At 70.1% G+C, this 15,112-nt stretch carries 12 protein-coding genes; 8 read left to right on the top strand and 4 right to left on the bottom strand.

Annotation, left to right across the window (positions count from 1 at the left end; all coding sequences use genetic code 11):
* Nucleotides 1-121: 121 nt before the first annotated feature.
* From AS031_RS05375 to AS031_RS05345, 7 genes are all read left to right on the top strand, one after another.
* Complete coding sequence (locus AS031_RS05375) at nt 122-1,486, top strand: DUF6421 family protein (RefSeq protein ID WP_058267121.1); 1,365 nt, start codon at nt 122-124, stop codon at nt 1,484-1,486.
* Nucleotides 1,483-2,256: an SDR family NAD(P)-dependent oxidoreductase gene (locus AS031_RS05370; protein ID WP_228379569.1), complete on the top strand. Its 774-nt coding sequence runs from the start codon at nt 1,483-1,485 to the stop codon at nt 2,254-2,256. Before AS031_RS05375 ends, AS031_RS05370 begins: the two co-directional genes overlap by 4 nt.
* 16 nt (nt 2,257-2,272) lie before the next feature.
* Nucleotides 2,273-3,370, top strand: a complete 1,098-nt coding sequence (locus tag AS031_RS05365) for a threonine aldolase family protein (protein WP_058267120.1) — start codon at nt 2,273-2,275, stop codon at nt 3,368-3,370.
* Between the two features lie 55 nt (nt 3,371-3,425).
* On the top strand, nt 3,426-4,076 hold the full coding sequence (locus tag AS031_RS05360; protein ID WP_058267119.1) for a DUF3000 domain-containing protein: 651 nt from the start codon (nt 3,426-3,428) through the stop codon (nt 4,074-4,076).
* 69 nt (nt 4,077-4,145) lie between these two features.
* Entirely contained in the window at nt 4,146-5,477 is a 1,332-nt protein-coding gene (locus AS031_RS05355) for an HRDC domain-containing protein (protein WP_058267118.1), read from the top strand.
* Nucleotides 5,478-5,601: 124 nt separating this feature from the next.
* Entirely contained in the window at nt 5,602-6,882 is a 1,281-nt protein-coding gene (locus AS031_RS05350) for a thiolase family protein (RefSeq protein WP_058267117.1), read from the top strand.
* Complete coding sequence (locus AS031_RS05345; RefSeq protein ID WP_058267116.1) at nt 6,879-9,056, top strand: 3-hydroxyacyl-CoA dehydrogenase NAD-binding domain-containing protein; 2,178 nt, start codon at nt 6,879-6,881, stop codon at nt 9,054-9,056. The genes AS031_RS05350 and AS031_RS05345 overlap by 4 nt, the downstream gene beginning before the upstream one ends.
* Nucleotides 9,057-9,059: 3 nt before the next feature.
* On the opposite strand, the gene AS031_RS05340 is transcribed toward AS031_RS05345, so the two are convergent.
* From AS031_RS05340 to AS031_RS05330, 3 genes are read right to left on the bottom strand one after another with little or no spacing between them, the layout of a single operon-like run.
* On the bottom strand, nt 9,060-10,769 hold the full coding sequence (locus AS031_RS05340; RefSeq protein ID WP_058267115.1) for an ATP-binding cassette domain-containing protein: 1,710 nt from the start codon (nt 10,767-10,769) through the stop codon (nt 9,060-9,062).
* Complete coding sequence (locus AS031_RS05335) at nt 10,766-11,515, bottom strand: energy-coupling factor transporter transmembrane component T (RefSeq protein WP_058267114.1); 750 nt, start codon at nt 11,513-11,515, stop codon at nt 10,766-10,768. Before AS031_RS05335 ends, AS031_RS05340 begins: the two co-directional genes overlap by 4 nt.
* A gap of 11 nt (nt 11,516-11,526) precedes the next feature.
* A complete protein-coding gene (locus AS031_RS05330) occupies nt 11,527-12,372 on the bottom strand; it encodes a hypothetical protein (protein ID WP_058267113.1) in 846 nt (281 codons plus the stop codon).
* A 250-nt stretch (nt 12,373-12,622) separates the two neighbouring features.
* Between AS031_RS05330 and AS031_RS05325 the strand changes: the two genes are divergently transcribed.
* Nucleotides 12,623-14,047, top strand: a complete 1,425-nt coding sequence (locus tag AS031_RS05325) for a mycothione reductase (RefSeq protein WP_058267112.1) — start codon at nt 12,623-12,625, stop codon at nt 14,045-14,047.
* Nucleotides 14,048-14,086: 39 nt separating this feature from the next.
* Here the strand turns inward: AS031_RS05325 and AS031_RS05320 are convergent, their stop codons facing one another.
* Nucleotides 14,087-15,112 (bottom strand): nucleoside hydrolase, encoded by a 1,026-nt coding sequence (locus tag AS031_RS05320; RefSeq protein ID WP_058267111.1) that lies wholly within the window; start codon nt 15,110-15,112, stop codon nt 14,087-14,089.

Raw genomic sequence — 15,112 nt, 5'->3', positions numbered from 1 at the left:
CGCCCCTGCGCGAAGGCTAAGGAACAGCTTTCCTTAGCCTTCGCCGGTTTTCACATTAGTTCTGCTTAGCGCTTGCTACGCTCCCATCAGAGAGCACACAACGCGCAGAAAGGCAGCGACGATGACCGAGACCATCACCGCCGTACCGCGGATTTCCGCCGACAACAAGGACTGGCTGCAGCTCCGGGCCGCGGCCTCGGCCCTGCAGCTCCTGCAGGCCAGGGACGGATCCGTTCCGGACGCCGCGGACCACGCTGACGCAGCACGGCACGTGGCCGCAATCGTTGGAGCAGTGCAGGCCCTCACGCCGGCCTTCCCGCACGATGCGCAGTACCTGGAGGCCGTCTGCGCAGACTTCGAGGCGTGGGCCGCCGGCGGATTCGCGGTACCGGACTTCCTGGCCTCCCTGCTGGCGTTCCAGCCCCAGGAGCAGCGGCAGGACGGCCTCCAGCACCTGGTGGTGTTCCCCATGTACACCCAGAACGGCAGCAGCAGCCGGCTCGTGGAGGCCGTGCTGATCGAGGTCATCTGGCCGGAATTCATCGCCGGGCTGGAAGCGGGCGAGTACTCCAACAAGCTGTTCGTGCCCATCCGGTTCGTCGACTTCACCGCCGGCTACGACACCAACTCGGCCGTGCTCTTTCCGGAAACCGTTGCCGTGGGAACCACTCCCACCTTCACGTGGGGCGCCATCTTCGCCGACCGGGAGGCGGCACGTTTCCGCCGGGTCCTCAAGGCGGCCGCCGAAACCACCCGCCTCGAGCTGCCCGCGGATGCCGCCGAAATGCTTGCCGACCAGGAACTCACCGAGGCCGTGTTCGTCATGTGGGACCTCATCCACGACCGGACCCACATGCGCGGTGACCTGCCCTTCGACCCCTTCATGATCAAGCAGCGGATGCCGTTCTTCCTCTACTCGCTCGAGGAACTCCGCTGCGACCTCACCGCCTTCCGCGAATCCGTCCGCATTGAAAAGGACGACGACGCCGACCCCGAAGCCCGCCGGCACGCCAAACTGGTCCAGTACGCCGTCATCTTCGACCGCATCTTCCGCTTTGCCATCACCGGCAGCCGGGTCCGGAACTACGACGGCCTGGGCGGCCAGCTGCTGTTCGCCTGGCTGCACCAGCAGCATGTCCTGCACTGGACCGACACCCGGCTTACCATCGACTGGGACGGGGTGGCGGACGCTGTCATGGCACTCGGAGCCCGCATCGACGACCTCTACTGGCGCTCGATCGACCGGCCCAAGACCGCGCACTGGCTTGCCGCCTACGAACTGATCTCGGCGACCGTCACACCCAACCCTGCCTCTGTCTGGGCCAAGGGGCCCGACGCCCTGCCCCTGTCCGGCGCCCCCCGCGGCCTCACGGACCAGGTGCTGGACGACGAGTTTCCGCTGTCCATGTTCTACGAAGCCCTGGAGAAGAAAATGCGCCCCGTCATCGAATCAACAGCGGGCATCACCGGCAGCTCGGCACTGTGAGCGGCCCCGTGGAACCGCGTCCCCGGCCATTGACCGTCCTGGTCACCGGCGGCAGCGGGGCGTCCGGGGTGGCGGTGGCCCGTGCCCTGCAGGGCGCCGGCCATAAGGTCTACACCGTCGGATCAGACCGGAAGCGCATAGAAGCCGCTGCACGGCAGGCGGCCGACGGCGTCACGCCCCTCGCCTGCGACCTGGCACTTCTCGACGACGTCGTCCGGCTCAGGGACACCGTTATCTCCAGCACCGGCGCCGTTGATGCCGTCATCCACCTGGTGGGCGGCTGGCGCGGGGCCACCGGAATCCCCGACCAGTCCGACGAGGACTGGAACTTCCTGGAGCAGGGCGCCATCACCACGCTGCGCAACGTCACCAGGGTGTTCTTCGACGACATCGCCGCGTCACCCATGGGCAGGTTCGCCATGGTCTCCTCCACCTCGGTGGAGAAGCCCGCTGCGGCGGTCGCGAGCTACGTCGCCGCCAAAGCCGCCGCCGAGGCCTGGACCATGGCGGTTGCCGACGGCTTCCGCCGGGCCGCCGGAACCGGCGGAGGGGACGCGGCCGCCGTCGTCCTGGCCGTGAAGGCCCTGGTGGACGACGACCTGCGCCGGCAGCACCCGGAACGGACCTTCCCGGGCGCAACGGACGTGGCAGACCTCGCCGCCGCCGTCGCCGCCCTCTTCGACGCCCCCGCCGCGGACCTGAACGGGACGCGCATCCGCCTCGCCGCACAGCCGGCGGCGGCCGCCGCCGCGCAGCCGTACATAGACTGAGAACGTGAGCAAAAGCATGACGACAACTGCAGAGACCGGTGCGGCACTTCGGCTGCACAACCCCGGAGTGCGGGGCTTCGCCTCGGACAACTACTCCGGGGTCCACCCGGAAATCCTCGCGGCCCTGGCCGCAGCCAATGAAGGCCACCAGGTCTCCTACGGCGAAGACGACTACACGGCCCGGCTCCACGAGGTGCTGGTGGAGCACTTCGGACCGGGCATCGAGTGTTTCCCGGTATTCAACGGCACCGGCGCCAACGTCCTGTCGCTGCAGTCCCTGCTCCCCCGCTGGGGCGCAGTGGTATGCGCCTCCACCGCGCATATCAACATGGACGAGAACGGCGCCCCGGAACGCATCGGCGGCATCAAGCTCCTGCAGGTGCCCACGCCGGACGGCAAACTCACACCGGACCTGATCGACCGGGAGGCCTGGGGCTGGGGTGACGAGCACCGCGCCCAGCCGCTGGCCGTTTCCATCACCCAGACCACCGAACTAGGCACCTGCTACACGCCGGACGAGGTGCGTGCCATCGCAGACCACGTCCACGCCAAGGGCATGAAGCTGCACATGGACGGCGCCCGGCTGGCCAATGCCGCCGCCCACCTGGGCCTGCCGCTGCGCGCCTTCACCCGCGACGCGGGCGTGGACATCCTGTCCCTGGGCGGCACCAAGAACGGCCTGCTCTACGGCGAAGTGGTGGTGGCCCTGAACCCGGAAGCCGCCCACGGCCTGGTCTACCTGCGCAAGATGAACATGCAGCTGGCATCCAAGATGCGCTTCCTGTCGGCCCAGTTCATCGCGCTCCTCGATGGGGACCTTTGGCTCCGTTCAGCCTCGCACGCCAACGCCATGGCATCCCGCCTCCGCGCCGCCGTCGACACCATTGACGGCGTCCGGCCCACCCAGGAGACCGAATCGAACGGCGTCTTCGCCGTGCTGCCCGAGGGGGTCGCGGACCGGCTCCGTGCGTCCTTCCGCTTCTACGACTGGGACGAGGCGGCCCGGGAAGTGCGCTGGATGTGTTCGTTCGACACCACAGAGGAGGACGTCGATGCCTTCGTGGCCGCGATCCGCCATGAACTGCGGGACCACGGCAGCTCCGCCCCCGCCTGACCCCGCGGCGACGGCGAGCCTACCCGCACAGCCCGGGACCGTTGCGTAATCTGCCATGGTGAACGCACTTGACCAGGTTCCCCCGGATTTCCTCCATGCCTTGGGAACCCTCAGGAAAGCCCGTTGCCGGAAGGAACTCCACCTCGCGGAAATCCCCGCGCCGGCACGCCTGGCGCCCTTCGCCGTCGCGCTCGGGGCAGAAGTAATGGCCCAGGGCGCCGGACCCTCGGCACCTCCCCTGCACGGGCCGGCGGCCATGGCCTTGGCCGCTGCCGGAGGCGGCGATGAGGGCGGCACCGAACTGGCCACCGGCCGCTTCATCCTGCTGCACGACCCTGAGGGGTCGGCCGTCTGGGACGGCGAGTTCCGGATCGTCACCTACATCAGGGCTGAGCTCGAACCGGAAATGGGCAACGACGAAATGCTCGGGACGGTGGCCTGGACCTGGCTGGTGGAAGCCCTGGAGAACCACAAGGCCCCGTACCGTGCGGCGGGCGGCACGGCCACCCGGGTCCTGTCCGAAAGCTTCGGCACCCTCGCCGAGCGGCCCGGAACCATCGACATCGAACTGCGCGCGTCCTGGACCCCGGCCACCCCGGACGTCACGGCGCACCTGGAGGCATGGTCGGACATGGTGTGCACGTTTGCAGGGCTGCCGCCGCTGCCCGAAGGCGTTACTCCCCTGCCCCAGCGCCGCCGCAGCTGACATGCCACCAGGCCAGCAGCGGACCGCAATCGGGCCGGCCCCGCGGCCGACCGGTAAACTGGGGGCATCATGACCCCTCACAATGCGGACAACACCACGGCCGGCGCTCCGGCTGCTGACACCGCCCCCCACATCACAGTGGAGGGCTTCGACAACCCCATCCCCGAAATCATCGAACTGGCAGCGCCCCGCGAAGGGGTTCCGCTGGTGATCGAAACCCAGGCCGGACTGGAGCGGTGCGCCGCAGCCATCGCCGCGGGAACCGGACCGGCGGGCGTGGACGCGGAGCGTGCCTCAGGGTTCCGCTACGGCCAGCGCGCTTTCCTGGTGCAGATCCGCCGCGAGGGCGCGGGCACGTGGTTGATCGACCCCGAGCCGTTCGGAAACCTGAACATCATCAATGACGCCCTCCGCGGCGTCGAGTGGATCCTGCACGCCGCCACACAGGACCTGCCCTGCCTGTCCGAACTTGGCATGTGGCCGGACAAGCTCTTCGACACGGAGCTTGCCGCCCGGCTGGCAGGCCTGCCCCGCGTGGGGCTTGCCGCCGTGATCGAGCAGCTCCTGGGCTTCGGGCTGGCCAAGGAGCATTCCGCGGCAGACTGGTCCACCCGGCCGCTCCCGGAGCCGTGGCTGCGCTACGCCGCACTGGATGTTGAGGTCCTCAGCGAGCTGCGCGAGGAACTGGTGGAACTCCTCGAAGCCGACGGCAAGCTGGAGTTTGCCGAACAGGAATTCGCTGCCATCCTGGCCGCCGGAGTGGCACCGCCGCGGGTGGACCCGTGGCGCAAAACCTCCGGCCTGCACCAGATCCGCGACCGCCGCCAGCTGGCCGCGGTCCGCGAGCTCTGGCTGGAACGGGACGCCCTGGCCCGGAAGCGTGACATCGCCCCCGGCCGGCTGATCCCGGACTCGGCCCTGGTGGCTGCCGCCAAAGCCATGCCTGCCACGGTGCCCCAGCTGCTGGGGACCAAGGGCTTTCACGGGCGGGCAGCCCAGCGCGAGGCCCCGCGGTGGCTGCGCTGCATCAGTACAGCCAGGGACATGGAGGACCTTCCCCCGCTGCACCTGGCCACGAACGCGCCGCCGCCGCCCCGGGTGTGGGCGGACCGCGATCCGGACGCCGCGGCCCGGCTGGCCACCGCCCGGCCCCTGCTGCAGCAGAAGGCGGAGGAGCTGAACCTTCCGGTGGAAAACCTGCTCACTCCGGACTACCTGCGCCGCGTGGCCTGGCGGCCCCCCGCCGCAGTCAGCGAAGAGTCGGTCGCCGCGGAACTGCGGGAGCTGGGGGCCCGGGAGTGGCAGGTAGGCCTCGCAGCACCGCTGATCGCGGAAGCATTCCTTCACCCGCAGCCCCTGCCGCCCAAGGAACCCAAGGCCGTGGCGGCCGCCGGACAGTAGCGCGCCACCGTCGTCCCGCCTCCCTTGCAGGCTAAGTTACTCGCGAGTAACATCGAACGTACTGCCGCTCCGCCGCCGTTTTCCGGCGTGCGTGCGGCGCCTACGTCTCGATGAGGAGTTACACGTGAGCCACCACGGAAGCGGCGCCTCCCGGCGCACTGTCCGCGACGTCGTCTTTGTTGACGGCCTCCGCACCCCCTTCGGCCGGGCCGGTGACAAGGGGATCCATGCCGGGACCCGCGCTGATGACCTGATCGTGAAGTGCATCCGCGAACTGCTGCGCCGGAACCCGTCCCTGCCGCCGGAACGGGTGGATGAGGTGGCCATTGCCGCCACCACCCAGACCGGTGACCAGGGCCTGACCCTGGGCCGCACCGCGGCACTGCTTGCCGGGCTGCCCCGCACCGTGCCCGGCTTTGCCGTGGACCGCATGTGCGCCGGCGCCATGACCGCCGTGACCTCGACAGCGGGCGGCATCGGGTTCGGTGCCTACGACGTGGTAATCGCCGGCGGCGTGGAGCACATGGGCAACCACCCCATGGGCTCTGGCGCGGACCCCAACCCCCGCTTCATGTCCGAGCGCCTGGTGGACCCTGCAGCCCTGAACATGGGCAACACCGCCGAAAACCTGCACGACCGCTTCCCCGCAATCACCAAGGAGCGCAGCGACGCCTACGCGGTGGCCTCACAGGAAAAGCTCGCTGCCGCGTACGGCGCCGGCAGGATCCAGCCGGACCTGGTACCCGTCGCCGGGAGGAAACCCGGTGAAGGCTGGACGGTGCACACCGTGGACGAACCACCGCGCCCCGGCACCACCATGACCGACCTCGCCGCCTTGCGCACACCGTTCCGCGCCCACGGCCGCGTGACCGCCGGCAATTCGGCGGGCCTCAATGACGGAGCCACCGCCGCCGTCCTGGCCTCGGGTGAAGCGGCAGCTGAACTTGGCCTCCCTGTGAAGATGCGCCTTGTCAGCTACGCGTACGCCGGCGTGGAACCCGAAGTGATGGGCATCGGTCCCGTTCCGGCCACCGAAAAAGCGCTGGCCAACGCCGGACTCTCCATTGGCGACATCGGCCTGTTCGAGATCAATGAAGCCTTCGCCGTGCAGGTGCTGAGCTTCCTGGACCATTTCGGAATCGCCGACGACGACCCGCGCGTCAACCGCTACGGCGGCGCCATCGCCGTGGGCCACCCCCTGGCCTCCTCCGGGGTCCGCCTGATGACCCAGCTGGCCCGCCAGTTCGAGGAAGACCCGTCCGTTCGCTACGGCATCACCGCCATGTGCGTGGGCCTGGGCATGGGCGGCACCGTCATCTGGGAAAACCCGCACCACCCCGACTACGGCGGACGCGGCGCCGCCGACGACGCATCCGCCGTCCACACCGAAGGAGCAACGGCATGAGCGCCGCAGATTTCACCGGGTTCGCCCACCTGTTCCCCAACGAAACAGTCACCCACGCCCTTGTCCAGGACATCGCCCTGCCTGCGTCCCCGGGCAAGGACAGCCCCGGGATGTTCGCGCTGGTCACCCTCGACAACGGCCTGGACCACACCAAGCCGACCACGCTGGGGCCCAACACGCTCGTGGAACTCGGCACCGTCCTGGAAGGCCTGCGGGAACGCGCTGCAAGGGGCGAGATCGTGGGCGTCGGGGTTACCGGCAAGCCCTATTACCTCGTGGCCGGCGCCGACCTCTCGGCCGTGAAATCCCTTGAACAGCGGGACCACGGGCTGCAGATGGCTCAGCTGGGCCATGACGTGTACTCCACCCTGGCCAACCTCGGCGTCCCCAGTTTTGCCTTCATCAACGGCGCCGCGCTGGGTGGCGGCCTGGAAGTAGCCCTGCAGTCCACCTACCGGACCGTCTCCACCGGCGCCGGGGCCCTGGCCCTGCCCGAAGCACTCCTGGGGCTGGTCCCGGGCTGGGGCGGCGTCTACCTGCTTCCCCGCCTCATCGGTCCGGAAAACGCCGTCAAGGTGATGATCGAAAACCCGCTGAGCAACAACCGGACGCTGACCGGGGAGCAGGCCTTCGATCTGGGCATCGCCGACGCCCTGTTTGAACCTGCAGACTTCCTGGAGCAGTCCCTGGCGTGGGCGGCGAAGGTCATCTCCGGCGACGTCGTCCCGGAGCGGCGCAACGCCGTCGACCCTGCCGCCCCCGGTTCCGCTGAACGCTGGGCAGCCGCCGTGTCCGCCGGGCGGAAATTCGTGGAGGCCAAGACGTCCAACGCGGCTCCCGCACCGGCCAAGGTGCTGGATCTGCTGGCGGCCAACCGGACCATGAGCCAGGCGGAATCGGCAGCGCTGGAATGCGAAACCCTGGCCGGCCTGATGCAGACCGATGAGTTCCGGGCCACCATCTACGCGTTCCTCGACCTGGTCCAGAAGCGCTCCAAGCGCCCGGCGGGCGCACCGGACCGCAAACTGGCCCGCCCCGTCACCAAAGTCGGCGTGGTGGGCGCCGGCCTGATGGCCGGGCAGCTGGCGCTGCTGTTCGCCCGCCAGCTCAAAGTGCCGGTGGTACTGACCGACATCGACCAGGCCCGGGTAAACAAAGGCGTTAACTACGTCCACGCCGAGGTGGACAAACTCCTGGCCAGGAAACGGATCAGCGCGGACGCCGCCAACCGCACCAAGGCGCTGGTTTCCGGCTCCGTCTCCAAGGAGGCCTTCGCCGACGCGGACTTCGTCATCGAGGCCGTGTTCGAGGAACTCAACGTCAAGAAGCAGGTCTTCGCGGAACTGGAAGCCGTGGTGTCGGAGGACTGCATCCTGGCCACCAATACGTCCTCGCTGTCGGTGACGGCCATGGCCGCGGACCTGAAGCACCCCGAACGGCTGGTGGGCTTCCACTTCTTCAACCCCGTTGCCGTGATGCCGCTGCTGGAAATTGTCCGGGCACCGCACACCGACGATGCGGTGCTGGCCACCGCATTCGACCTCGCCAGGACCCTGAAGAAGACCGGGGTGCTGGTCAAGGATGCCGCCGCGTTCGTGGTCAACCGGATCCTGCTCCGGCTCATGGGCGAGGTCACCGCGGCCTTCGACGAAGGCACGCCGGCGGACGTGGCGGACACCGCGCTCAAGCCCATGGGCCTGCCCATGACGCCTTTCACACTCCTGGCGATGGTGGGGCTGCCCGTGGCCCAGCATGTCCAGGAGTCGCTGCACGCAGCCTTCGGGGACCGGTTCCCGGTCTCGGCCAACCTGCACAAATTGATCGACAACGGGGTGAAGGGACTGTGGGAGGAGGGCCCGGACGGCTCACGCAGCATCCCGGAGTCCACCCTGTCCCTGATGTCGTTCGGCACCAGCCCCTCAACCGCTGACCAAGTGCTGCGCCGGACGCAGGACGCCCTCGCTGAAGAAATCGGCCTGATGCTGGAGGAAGGTGTGGTGGCCGGCCCGGAGGACATCGACCTCTGCATGATCCTCGGTGCCGGCTGGCCCATGTTCCTGGGTGGCATCACGCCGTACCTGGACCGGGTGGGTGCCTCGGAGCGGGTGAACGGCAAGCGGTTCCTTCCGCCAGGAGTGTCGTCGGGTCCTGCCACCGGCCGGGTCAGCGCCTGACTCTCACGGCCCCGGACGTACACCGCGCGGGCGGCCGCCCACCCCGGTGAGCCGGCCGCCGTCGAGCGCCACGATGCGGTGCGCCGCCGTCTGCGCGTACTCCAGGTCATGGGTGACAAGCACGACGGCGGCGCCGGCCTCCGCTGCGGACCTCACCGCAGCGTCCAGGATGGCCAGCCCGTCCCCGTCCAGCGCGACGGTCGGTTCATCCAGCGCGATCACCGACGGGCGGCGTGCGAGGACCGCTGCCAGGGCAAGGAGCCGCTGCCCGGAGGCGGACAGTTCGGCGGGGTGGCTGTGAGCTGCCCCGCCAAGGCCCACCGCTGCCAGGGCTGCCACCGCCCGTTCATCGGCCGTTCCCGGGCCGGGCAGCCCGGTCAAGCCAAAACGTACCTCGCGCAGGAGTGTCCGCTCGAACAGCTGGTCGCGGGGGTGCTGGAACAGGACTCCGACGTCTGCGGACACCGCGCCAACCGGGCGCCCGGCGATGTCCGCTCCGTTCACCAGGACGGTGCCGGAGGCGGGGCGCAACAGACCGTTGAGGTGCCGCAGCAGCGTTGACTTGCCGGCGCCGTTGGGCCCGGTCACCGCGACGATCTCGCCCGGCTGGACGGCGAGGCTGACATCCTGCAGGACGGGCCGGAGGGGCACCGCCGCCTGGCCCTGGGCGCGGGCGCGCCGGTTGCGGAGGCGCAGGTCCCGGCCGCGTCCGCGCCGCCCGTGGACGGCCGGAGGGCGCCCGCCCTGGTCCGCTGTGTACCCGAACAAGACGCGCCGCAGCTCCAGGGCGGGGCCGGCCGGGCCGGCGGCAGGCCCGGAAACCGGCGCGGCACCCGGTGTGGCAGCACCCGGAGGGCAGGTCCGGCCGGCCGTGCTGCCCGTCCCGTATTCCCGCGCTGCCCCGGCTGCCTCCGGCGCCGCTGCCCCCACGCGCCGGACGGCGTTCGGAACCAGGCCGGTCTCCGGGCCCAGTGCGCCGGGAGCACCGGCCACAACCCGCCGGCCGCCGGCGAGGACCAGCCAATGGTCCGCTTCCAGCAGCAGGCCGTCAACCACCTGGCTCAGGATCACGACGGCGGTTCCGGACGCTGCCAGTTCCCGCACCAGCCCGGAAAGCTCCCGGGCTCCTGCCGCATCCAGCGACGCAAACGGTTCATCCAGCACCAGGACAGCAGGACGGGTGATGGCGGAGCATCCGATGGCGAGCCGCCGCAGCTGCCCGCCGGACAGCCGGGCGGGGTTCCTGTCGAGCAGTTCGCCGAGGCCGAGGAGGGCGGCGGTCCGCTGCACCGCGGCAGCCATGTCAGCGCGGGGCACCCCGAAGTTTTCCAGCCCGAAGGCCAGCTCCTCCGCCACCGTCGCGCGGACCGTGGACAGCATCGCCGCCGGGTCCTGCGGGACGAGGCCCACCGTCCGGCCCCACTGGGCGGGGTCAATCCGGCGGTCCGGCCTTCCCAAGGTCTCGCCGTCGAACTCCAGGCGGGTACCGGACAGCTCAAGGGACCCGTCCAGCGTCCCGCCGCTTCCGGGGACCAGCCAGCCGGCCAGCAGGCGGCCCAGGGTGCTCTTGCCGCTGCCGGAACCGCCCAGAACACCGGTCAGGGTTCCGGGGGTGATGGCAAGGTCCAGCCCGGCCAGCGCGGGAGCCTCGCCGTCGTGGAAGGTGAAGCTGCGGATGGCGGCGGCCAGGACCGGCCCGGCTGCCGCCGTCATGGCGCTCCGCCGGAGGCTGTGGCCACCATGCGAAGGGCAACCGCAGCCGCGGCGGCGGCCACCAGGGCCCACCGCACGGTCCGCTGCCAGGCGGAGTCCGGGACGTCCCGGTAGCTGGTGCGGGGACCGGCGTTGCTGAAGCCCCGCGATTCAAGAGCGGCAGCCCGGCTTCCTGCATCGTCCACCAGCGCGAGGACCAGGGGGACGGCCTGCAGCCGGAAGGCCGCGGCACGGTGCAGCAGCCCTTTGCGGATGACCAGCCCGCGGGACTCCTGGGCTGCGCGGATACGCTCCACGTGCCCTGCAATGGCAGGTAGCAGGGTGAGGGTGGATGCCAGCACAAAGGCGAACCTGCCCCGGAGGCCCTTGGCGTTGAGGGCGGCCACGAGGTCCGGGACGCTGACGCTGAAGGAATAGGCCAGCAGCACCAGGACGGCAGCCCACACCTGGGCGCCCCGCTGCAGGGCAAAGCCCAGCCCTTCGGCGGTGACGCGGGCCGATCCCCACTGGGCAAGGACCGTCCTGCCCTCGGGATAGGACAGTCCATGCACCATCAGCAGGGACAGGGTCAGCGGCACCAGGACCGCCGCCGCTGCAGGAACGAGGCGCCGTGCGCCGCCCCGGGCACCGGCCACCGCAACGGCACCGGCAGCGGCGGCGAGCGACAGCGGCAGGCTGGCTGCCGCCGTCGTGATCACCGCCGTGCTGCCGGCAACGGCGAGGCCCGTCAGGGGGTGGACACGCACGGAGGGCGCACCTACGCTGCGGGCGAAGACGGTTCCGGCCGGGCAGACCGTTCGGCTGGTTGGCCGGCCAGGACCCGGTGGTTCCGCACGAACGGGAACTGGAGCCGGGTACGGCGGGGCAGCGCGTAGGCCAGGAGCGCCACGACCGTGAACACGATGGCTTTGTCCATCGGGTCCGAGATGAGCGCCTGCTTGGTGATCGCCGCCAGGAGGGTGTCCCCCATGGAACGGAAGGCGCTGACGATCGCCCCCGTTGCCACCCCTGAGGTGCCGCCGAAGACGAAGGCGGCCACCGGAGCAGAGACCACGCCGCCGATGATGCCGGTGACGAAGCCCGCAACGGGTGCCAGGTAGAAGCGGCGGAACATGCCGTAGCGCGCGGCGAGGCCGGCCAGGCAGCCGATGAGTGCGGCGCCTGCCGCGAACGGCAGGACCGTGGGGTTGAAGAAGGACCAGATGATGCTGCTGAGTGCGCCCGTGGCGGCGCCGGCGGCGGGACCGGCCAGGACGGCGATCAGGACCGTGCCGATGGCGTCGAGGTAGAACGGCACCAGGGTGCTGCCGACGAATTGTCCCAGGACGATATTCAGCACCAGGGCCACCGGTATCAGGACCACCGTGGAGGCCGGCAGGGTGGGCAGCACCGCCGCGATCAGCAGCACGGCACCGGCGAGGAACCCGGACAGCGCGATCAGGGCGGAAGCACTGCCCGGGCCGCCGGCGATGTCGGCAGGCTGGTTGAGCACCAGGAAGACGTAGGTGCCGGCGATGGCCAGGGCTCCCAGGAGTTCGAGGAGCCGACGGCGGCGCGCAGCGCCGGGCGCCTGGGAGGGCAACGTCAGGGAAGGCGATGACATGGGTTTCCTTTGGGGGTGCGGCACGGACGGCCCGGCCGGGCCGGACCGCGGAACGCCGCCTATGTCACCTCGGCGGCAGCCGCCGGACTGCGGCCGACGGAACCGCACCAGTCTACCGGGCCGCCGGGCTTCCAGGGCATTTTTCCGCAGACGCAGGGCCGGCAGTGGTCCTGGCTTAGACTGCCCACAGGCTGGTGCGTCGCTGCCGCCGGCCCAAGGAACAACGCCCCTTTCGCAGAAAGTCGGTCCCATGCCCCATTATGACCTGGCCATCATTGGCTCCGGATCAGGGAATTCGCTCATCACGCCGTTCTGGGACGGCAGGAAGGTGGCCCTGGTTGACGGCGGGGTGTTCGGCGGGACATGCCTGAATGTGGGATGCATCCCCACCAAGATGTTCGTCTACCCCACCAGCCTGGCCGCGGCCCCCCGGGAGGCAGGACGGCTGGGAGTGGACCTCGCCCTGGACAAGGTGCACTGGAACGGTATCCGGGACAGGATCTTCGGCCGCATCGACGCCATTTCCGAGTCCGGCCGCCGGTACCGGGCCGAGGAGCTGGACCACGTGGACCTGTACCAGGAGCACGCCCGCTTCACCGGGCCCCGGACCCTTCGGACAGCTTCGGGGGTGGAGATCACCGCCGACCAGGTGGTGGTGGCCGCCGGTTCCCGGCCGGTCCTGCCCGACGTCCCGGGCATGGGCCTCCCCCAGGTCCATACCTCGGACACGGTCATGCGGATTGACGGGCTTCCCTCCCGTGTGGTGGTGGTGGGGGGCGGCTACATCGCGGCCGAGTTCGCAGCCATTTTCGCCGGTTTCGGGGTCCGGGTCACGCAGGTGAATCGGACGGACCGGCTGCTGCGCGGACATGACGCCGAGATCGCCGGGCGCTTCGCGGCGGCCGCCGCGGCCCGCTGGACGCTCAGGTCCGGACTGGCCCTGCACTCGGTGGAGGACAACGGGGACGGCAGCGTCGACGCCGTCTTCACGGACGACGACGGCGGGAAGGTCCGCGTCCCGGCGGACGTGGTGCTGGTGGCCACCGGCCGCACGCCCAACACCGACCGGCTCGGCGCAGACGCGGCCGGTTTCGACCTGGACGAGGACGGAACGCTGGCCGCAGACGGGTACCTGCGCGTCCTGTCGGGCGGCAAGCCGCTCGACGGCGTCTTCGCCCTGGGCGACGCCGTTAACCGCTACCAGCTCAAGCACGTGGCCAACCGGGAGGCGCGCGTGGTGGCGCACAATCTCGAGCACCCCGGCCGGCTCCGCAGCATCGATTACACCGCCGTGCCGTCCGCCGTCTTTTCCAGCCCCCAGATCGCCTCGGTGGGGTTGACGGAGGACCAGGCGCGGTCCACAGCTGCCCCGGGCACGGACATTGTCTCCGTGGTGCAGGAATACGGCAGCACGGCCTATGGCTGGGCCATGGAGGACGACGAGGGGGTGGTCAAGCTGGTGGCCGAGCGCAGCACGGGGCGGCTCCTTGGAGCCCACATCCTGGGCCAGGAAGCGTCCAACCTGATCCAGCCCCTGGTGCAGGCCATGTACCTGGAGACCCCCGTCCACCAGCTGGCCCGCGGACCGTACTGGATCCACCCGGCGCTGATGGAAGTGGTGGAGAACGCGCTGCTGGCCCTGGATGTCGATGTGCCGGAGGACGCGCCGCTCTAGTGCTTTGGCGTCACCCCGGCGCCTCGATGCAGTGACCGGTCAGCCCAGCCGGGCGGCGAGGCCGCCGACTGCCGACACCAGTTCCCTGAACGCCTGGCGGGGGTCGTTTGCCGTCACGATCCTGGCGTTCGGCGGAAGGCCCCACAGGCCCCGGAAGTCGGCCACGGTGGTGCCGGCCAGGAGGGGCGATTCTGTTTCGACGTCGATTGTTGCCGGACTGGCCGAGTAGTCAAGCGTCCCGGCGGCCACGCCCGCGGCGAAGAAGTCATGGACGTGGGCCAGGTAGCCCTGGTCGTAGAGCCGGTGGAATTCGAAGTAGAACCGCAGCGCGTCGGACAGGTGCCGGATCACGGTGTTGTCGGAAGTGCTGCGGAGTCCCTCCGGCTGCCCCGGCAGGACGAGCTCCGGCACGGCTGCGCCGGCCGCTTCCGCCAGTTCCCGGACGTGTTCGGGGCGCATCTCCATCCGTTCGGTGGTGTCCAGGGAGCAGACCACGGGCAGTTTCTCCATGGGCCGGCCGCGGTAGGCCGCGTACACTTCCTTGGCCGCGTGCGGGTCCACATGGGTGTTCCACTCCGCCGTGGGTGTGGTGTTCCCCTGATGGTAGAAGCTGCCGCCCATGATGACCACACCGGCCAGCAGCTCGGGCAGGCCAGGTTCCCGGCGGAGCGCCAACGCGAAATTCGTCAGGGGGGCGGTGATGAGTGCCGTGAGTTCGCCGGGCCGGGCGCGGGCGTGCTCGATCCACAGGTCCACGGCGTCCCGGCGGGAGACGGTGCCGGCCGGTTCGGGGAGGACTGCGTGGCCCAACCCTTGGGGCCCGTGGGTTTCCGGAGTGGTGGTGAGGGGGACGGTCAGCGGCTTCCGGGCACTGATGGCAACTTCCACACCGGGCCGGCCGCACAGTTCGAGCAGGGCCAGGGTGTTCCGTGCCACCTGGTCCGCGTCCACGTTCCCGGGGGTGGCGGTGACGGCGACGAATTCCGTGTCCGGAAGCGCCGCCAGGTAGGCAAGGGCCAGGGCGTCGTCGATGCCGGTGTCGACGTCCAGCAGGTAGGCGGTCAC

Source organism: Pseudarthrobacter enclensis (assembly GCF_001457025.1).
GTDB lineage: Bacteria > Actinomycetota > Actinomycetes > Actinomycetales > Micrococcaceae > Arthrobacter > Arthrobacter enclensis.
The sequence above is the reverse complement of the archived record's forward strand: the minus strand, read 5'-3'. Positions and strand labels throughout refer to the sequence as shown.

Bases quoted from the DNA above. Each gene is read 5' to 3' on its own strand.
- AS031_RS05330 (WP_058267113.1), bottom strand. From the start codon at position 12,372: ATGTCATCGCCTTCCCTGACGTTGCCCTCCCAGGCGCCCGGCGCTGCG.
- AS031_RS05365 (WP_058267120.1), top strand. From the start codon at position 2,273: ATGACGACAACTGCAGAGACCGGTGCGGCACTTCGGCTGCACAACCCC.
- AS031_RS05325 (WP_058267112.1), top strand. From the start codon at position 12,623: ATGCCCCATTATGACCTGGCCATCATTGGCTCCGGATCAGGGAATTCG.
- AS031_RS05375 (WP_058267121.1), top strand. From the start codon at position 122: ATGACCGAGACCATCACCGCCGTACCGCGGATTTCCGCCGACAACAAG.
- AS031_RS05360 (WP_058267119.1), top strand. From the start codon at position 3,426: ATGGTGAACGCACTTGACCAGGTTCCCCCGGATTTCCTCCATGCCTTG.
- AS031_RS05355 (WP_058267118.1), top strand. From the start codon at position 4,146: ATGACCCCTCACAATGCGGACAACACCACGGCCGGCGCTCCGGCTGCT.
- AS031_RS05340 (WP_058267115.1), bottom strand. From the start codon at position 10,769: ATGACGGCGGCAGCCGGGCCGGTCCTGGCCGCCGCCATCCGCAGCTTC.
- AS031_RS05345 (WP_058267116.1), top strand. From the start codon at position 6,879: ATGAGCGCCGCAGATTTCACCGGGTTCGCCCACCTGTTCCCCAACGAA.